The sequence below is a fragment of the Mesorhizobium sp. SEMIA396 genome, from assembly GCF_024518615.1.
GTDB lineage: Bacteria > Pseudomonadota > Alphaproteobacteria > Rhizobiales > Rhizobiaceae > Mesorhizobium.
Genome location: NZ_JANIFC010000029.1, coordinates 1 through 6135, shown reverse-complemented (window position 1 = coordinate 6135; position 6135 = coordinate 1). Strand labels below are relative to the sequence as shown.

2 protein-coding genes are annotated in these 6135 nt (G+C 63.3%); both read left to right on the top strand.

Translation table 11 applies throughout. The annotated features are described in order from the left end of the window. Positions 1–38 precede the first annotated feature (38 nt). Positions 39–5726, top strand: a complete 5688-nt coding sequence (locus NP503_RS33085) for an MBG domain-containing protein (RefSeq protein ID WP_256755074.1) — start codon at positions 39–41, stop codon at positions 5724–5726. A 6-nt stretch (positions 5727–5732) separates the two neighbouring features. Next, a partial coding sequence (locus NP503_RS33080) for a filamentous hemagglutinin N-terminal domain-containing protein (RefSeq protein WP_256755073.1) occupies positions 5733–6135 on the top strand: 403 nt, incomplete at its 3' end.

Sequence of the window (6135 nt, the reverse complement as noted above, 5' to 3'; positions counted from 1 at the left end):
GTGCCGATGGCGGACTGGTCGAACTCAAGGCGGCGGCGGTGCGCAATGCAGCACGCCAGGCCGTCAACATGTCCGGTGTCATCGAGGCACGCACGGTGTCAGGTCAATCCGGCGCCATCGTGCTTGGTGGTGATGAAGGCTCGGTCGAAATCACCGGCACGCTCGATGCTTCGGCCAAGGCCGGCGGCAAGGGCGGCAAGGTCACGGTCACCGGCCGCAAACTGAAGCTCAAGGCCGCCAAGGTCGATGCCTCGGGCAAGAATGGCGGCGGCACGGTCAAGATCGGCGGCGACAAGCAAGGTTCTGGCACGCTCCAGCACGCGGTCACAACCGAGATCGATGCGAAGACGACAATCAGCGCCGATGCGACCGGCACCGGCGATGGCGGCACGGTCATCGTCTGGTCGGACGAGCAGACAAAGTTCGCGGGCAAGATTTCCGCACGTGGTGGCGATGACGGCGGCAATGGCGGCTTCGCGGAAGTGTCCGGCAAGCAGCGCCTCGACTTCACCGGTGAGGTCGATCTGCGCGCCCGCTTCGGCGATACCGGCGACCTTCTGCTCGACCCCTACAACGTCACCATCTCCAACGCTGCCGGCAACACCGGCGGCAGCATGTCCGCCAACACCAATGACAGCGTCATCAACGTCACCACGCTGCAGAACCTTCTCGCAACCGCAAACGTCACCATCTCAACCGGCAGCGGCGGTTCGCAGGCTGGCGACATCACCATTGCCGCGCCGATCAGCTGGAACACCAACACGCTGACGCTCAGCGCCTCTCATTCGATCGTCTTCAATGCGAACGCCACGATCGGCGGCGGCGGCGGGTTGACGCTGGTCACCAACAATGGCGGTACCGGCGGCACGATCTCCTATGCCTTGGGTGCATCGGCGACCTTCACCGGCACGCCGGGAGCGCAGGCGCTGTCGATCGACGGCCAGAGCTACACGCTGATCTACGATGTCAACGGCCTGCAGGCGATCAACAGCGGGCTCACCGGGAGCTATGCGCTGGCCAAGAATATCGATGCCAGCACCACGTCCAGCTGGAATAGCGGTCTCGGCTTCATATCACTGGGCACCGACGGCAACAGCAACATCCAGAACGGCGGCAATGGCTTCACCGGCTCGTTCGACGGGCTAGGCCACACCGTCGACAGCCTGTCGGTGACGCAGTCCGCTGCCCAATATGTCGGCCTGTTCGGCTATATCGGCGCGGGCGGCCTGGTTCAGAATGTCGGCGTCACCAATGTGACGGTCCGGGGGTTCAGGACCCTCGGCGGGATCGCTGGGTTCAATGCCGGCACGGTGGCCCAGAGTTATTCGACTGGTCAGCTGTTCACCACACAATACGGGTCCGCCTCAGGTGGTCTGATCGGCGAGAACGACGGCGCGCTCTCCGACAGCTTCTCGACGGTGGTCGTCAATGCTCGCGATACTAACACCGCCGGCGGCGCGGTAGGCTTCAATAATTTCGGCACCATCGATCGCGTCTATGCCATGGGCGCTGTCGATATCGGCAGCGGCGGCGCGGCCGTCGGCGGCCTCGTCGGATCGAATTATGGCTACTCGGGGGTCGGCGAGGGCGGCAGGATAACCGACAGCTATTCGACCGGCGCGGTCAGCGGCGGATGGAATGTCGGCGCGTTCATCGGCAACAACCTTTACGACGGCGTGGTCACGGGCGCGTACGACACTTCGACATCAGGCCCCTACAATACCACATCCATCGCCAAGCCTGCGATCGGCGGCGGCACCACCGGCCCCAATGTCAATGTCGTCGGCCTGTCGACCTCCAGCTTCCAGAATGGCGGCGCCAACGGACTGAGTGCCGCCTTTGGCGGCGGGACTGGCGGCCTCTATCCCTATCTGAAGAGCTTCTACCCCAATGGCGTCCAGGCGATCTCCGGAATTGCCTACAAGGATGCCGGCAACACGCCGCTGATTTCCGGTACCGGCCAGCCCTATTACACAAAGAATCCCGGGCTGGTGTCCGTCGTCTCCGGCGGCGTAAACCTCGGCACAGTCTCGACCGGCGTCAACGGCTACTACTATCTCGCTCTGCCGGCGGGCGCGGTCTCGAACTCGGTGCTCGCTTACACCGTTGCCGAAGCGGACTCGGGCGCCAAGAATAGCGTGACCTTCCGGACCGGCCTGTCCGGCAGCAATGTCTCGAACCTCAACGTCTATGGCGACTGGCGGCTCGACGAGACGGATGGCTCGATCGCTTCGCTATCGACGCTGAGCAGCGCCTATAGCGCGGCTATTGGGTCAACCTCTGTCGGCAGCCTGTCCTTCGCCAATCGCCAGATTGAAACCGCAGCAGCCACCTTCGCCCTCAACCAGGCGCTGTCGGTCGGCACCGGCACGATGGCGCTGTCGTCGAACGGCGTGGTGACGCAGACGAGTGGCCTGACGGCGGCGTCGCTGGTTCTCGGTGGCACGGGTAGCTTCACCCTGACCAACGCCGGCAACCAGATCGGCAACGTCGCCGGCAACGCCGGTTCCGTCGATCTGCGCGATGGCGCAAGCCTGACGATCGCCAGTGCTTCCACCGCCCGCGGGGTTACGGCGACCGGGGTGAACACCACCGGTTCGGTAAGGCTTCAGACGGCGGGCAATCTGACCATCGCGGCAAGTGCGACGATCAGCGGAACGGATCCGGTGCTCTCAGCCGCAGGACAATTCATCAACAGTCGCGGCAGCGATGCCGTCACCGCCACCAGCGGACGCTGGCTGGTCTATACGGCAGCTCCCACCGGCAACAATTTCGGCAATCTCGACAGCGGCAACACCGCCATCTGGAACACGACCGCCGGCGGGGCGGTGAGCGCGACGGGCAACCGCTATGTCTTCGCCTATCAGCCGACACTGACGTTTACGTCCAACAGCGCGACCAAAACCTACGGCGACACCGCCCTGCCGGCAGTGACCTATTCAGTGGCGGGCTATCAGGCGGGCGCGGTCGGCGCCTATCTCGGCGACACCGCCGCCACGACCTTCAGCGGCGGCCCAAGCGTCACGTCCGTCAACCCGCCGGGCAATACACAGGTCGGAGCAGGATCCTATGCAATCACCGTCGGCGCCGGCAATCTCGCGGCGTTGAGCGGCTATGGCTTCGCCTACAGCAGCACCGGCCTGCTCACCATCGGCAAACGCGCGGTAACGGTGACGGTAACGCCGGGCCAGAGCAAGATCTATGGCGATGCGAATCCGTCATCCTATGCGTACACCGTTTCGGATCTCGGCGCCGGCGTGGCTCTGGTCGGCACCCTCAACCGCACGGCCGGGAACAGTGCCGGCACTTACGCCATCAACCAGAACAGCATCACCAACGCTAACAATTCGAACTACGACATCACCTATGTCGGCGGCAGTTTCGCCATCGCCAAGCGCGCGATCACGATCACGGCCGATGCCAAGAGCCGTATCTATGGCAACGCCAATCCGTCGCTGACCTACCAGCTGACATCAGGCAGTTTTGTCAATGGCGACAGCTTGGGCGGTTCGCTGACGACATCGGCGACCACGGCATCCGGTGTCGGCAGCTATGGCGTCACGCAGGGTACGCTCAACAACAACAATTATGCGATCACCTACGCCGGCGCCAATTTGTCGGTGACGCCGCGCGCGATCACGGTGACGGCGAATGCCAAGAGCCGTGCCTATGGCGATGCCAATCCGGCGCTGACCTATCAGCTGACATCAGGCAATTTCGTCAATGGGGACAGCCTGAGCGGTGCATTGGCAACAACAACTACGACGGCATCCAGTGTCGGCAGCTACGGCATCACGCAAGGCACACTCGCCAACGGCAACTATGCGATCACCTATGTCGGCGCCAATCTGTCGGTGGCGAAGCGCGCCATCACGGTGACAGCCGATGCCAAGAGCCGCATCTATGGCGATGCCAACCCAGCGCTGACCTATCAGCTGACCACGGGCAATTTCGTCAATGGCGACAGCCTGAGCGGCGCGCTCGCAACAGCGGCCACGACAGCATCTGGTGTCGGCAGTTACAGCATTACGCAAGGCACACTCGCCAACAGCAACTATGCGATCAGCTATGCCGGCGCCAATCTGGCGGTGACGAAACGGGCGATCACGGTGACGGCCGATGCCAAGAGCCGTGTTTATGGCGATGCCAACCCGGCGTTGACCTATCAGCTGACCGCAGGCAATTTCGTCAATGGCGACAGCCTGAACGGTGCGCTGGCGACCTCGGCAACGACAGCATCCGATGTCGGCAGCTACGGCATCACGCAGGGCACGCTCGCCAACAGCAACTACGCGATCAGCTATGTCGGCGGAAACCTGTCAGTGACGCCGCGCGCGATTACGGTGACGGCCGATGCCAAGAGCCGTGTCTATGGCGATGACAATCCAACGCTGACCTATCAACTGACCTCGGGCGATTTCGCCAATGGCGACAGCCTGAGTGGTGCGTTGGCAAGGACCGCCGCAGCATCATCCGATGTCGGCGGCTACAGCATCACCCAAGGCACGCTTGCCAACGGAAATTACGCCATCAGCTATATCGGCGCGGATCTTTCGGTGACGCAGCGCGCGATCACGGTGACGGCCGATGCGGGCCAGAGCAAGATCTACGGGGACGGAGATCCGCTGTCTTACGGCTACGGAGTATCCGATCTCGGCAGCGGCGCAGCGCTGACCGGCACGCTTGATCGCGCCGAGGGCGAGAATGTCGGGACCTATGCCATTGGCCGCGGCACCCTCACCGATGCGGCCAACGCCAACTACGACATCACCTATGTCGGCGCCGGTTTCAGCATCGGCAAGCGATTCGTGACCGTCACTGCCAGCTCGGGCCAGGGCAAGACCTACGGCAATGCCGATCCGTCGTCCTATGGCTACACCTTCACCGATCTCGGCAGTGGTGCGGCGCTGGTTGGCGCTCTCCACCGCACTCCCGGCGAAGATGTCGGCGCCTATCAGATCGGGCAGGGCACACTCGCCAATGCGGCCAATTCGAACTACGACATCAGCTATGTCGGCGCCGATTTCAGCATCGGCAGGCGTGTCGTGACCGTCACGGCCAATTCGGGCCAGGGCAAGATCTACGGCGATGCCGACCCGTCCTCCTATGGCTACACCAGCACCGATCTCGGCAGTGGTGTGGGATTGGTCGGCGCTCTCGATCGCGTTTTGGGAGAGAACGCCGGAGCTTACGCGATCGGCCAGGGCACGCTTACCGACAGCGCCAATTCGAACTACGAGATCAGCTATGCCGGTGCCGACTTCAGCATCGGCAAGCGGGCGATCACCATAGTGGCGGATGCGCAGAGCCGGCCGCAGGGCATGCCCAATCCGCCACTCACCTATTCGATCGGCGGTCTGGGGTTGGTCAACGGGGATACGTTTCTTGGCGCGCTCTCGACTGGGGCGACACACGCTAGCCCTCCTGGCAACTACGCCATCGAACAGGGAAGCCTGACCCTCTCGGCCAACTATGAACTGACCTATGTCGGTGCCGATCTGGTGGTCTCGCCGCCCAACACCGTGCCGGCACCGGATGCAGCCAGCACGGTCGCGTACAACGCCGATGCTCATGCTGCTGGCGGGCCGGCTCCGGTTTTCTTCACCGGACAGCCGGTGGCTGGCGATGCGCAAACGCTGGTTGAAGACCCGCGGCTTGATGGCCCCGCCTTCTGCCAGGGCGTGGCGGACGCAGCTTCCGTCTGCAGCGTTGCCTCGATCCGGTAGGAAGACATGACCGCGCAGCGCCAAACCCTCTCACGGCGGCACCTTAACCGCACCGGCGCGCCGTTGATGGCGCTGCTTTTGACGTCGACGGCACTTGTCGGTTTCACGTCGGCGCGAGCACAGGAACTGCCGACAGGCGGCAGCGTCGCGTCCGGCGGTGTCACCATCGCCCATCCATCGTCGTCGCAACTGACCATCAGGCAGTCGACCAGTTCGGCGATCGTCAACTGGCAGAGTTTTTCCATCGGCGCCGGCGCGACAGTCACTATCGACCAGCCATCATCCTCGGCAACGATGCTGAACCGCGTCACCGGTGGCACTAAATCGACCATATCGGGCCAGCTCAACGCCAATGGCCAGGTGTTCCTGGTCAATCCCAACGGCATTGCCATCTCCAAGACCGGCAAGG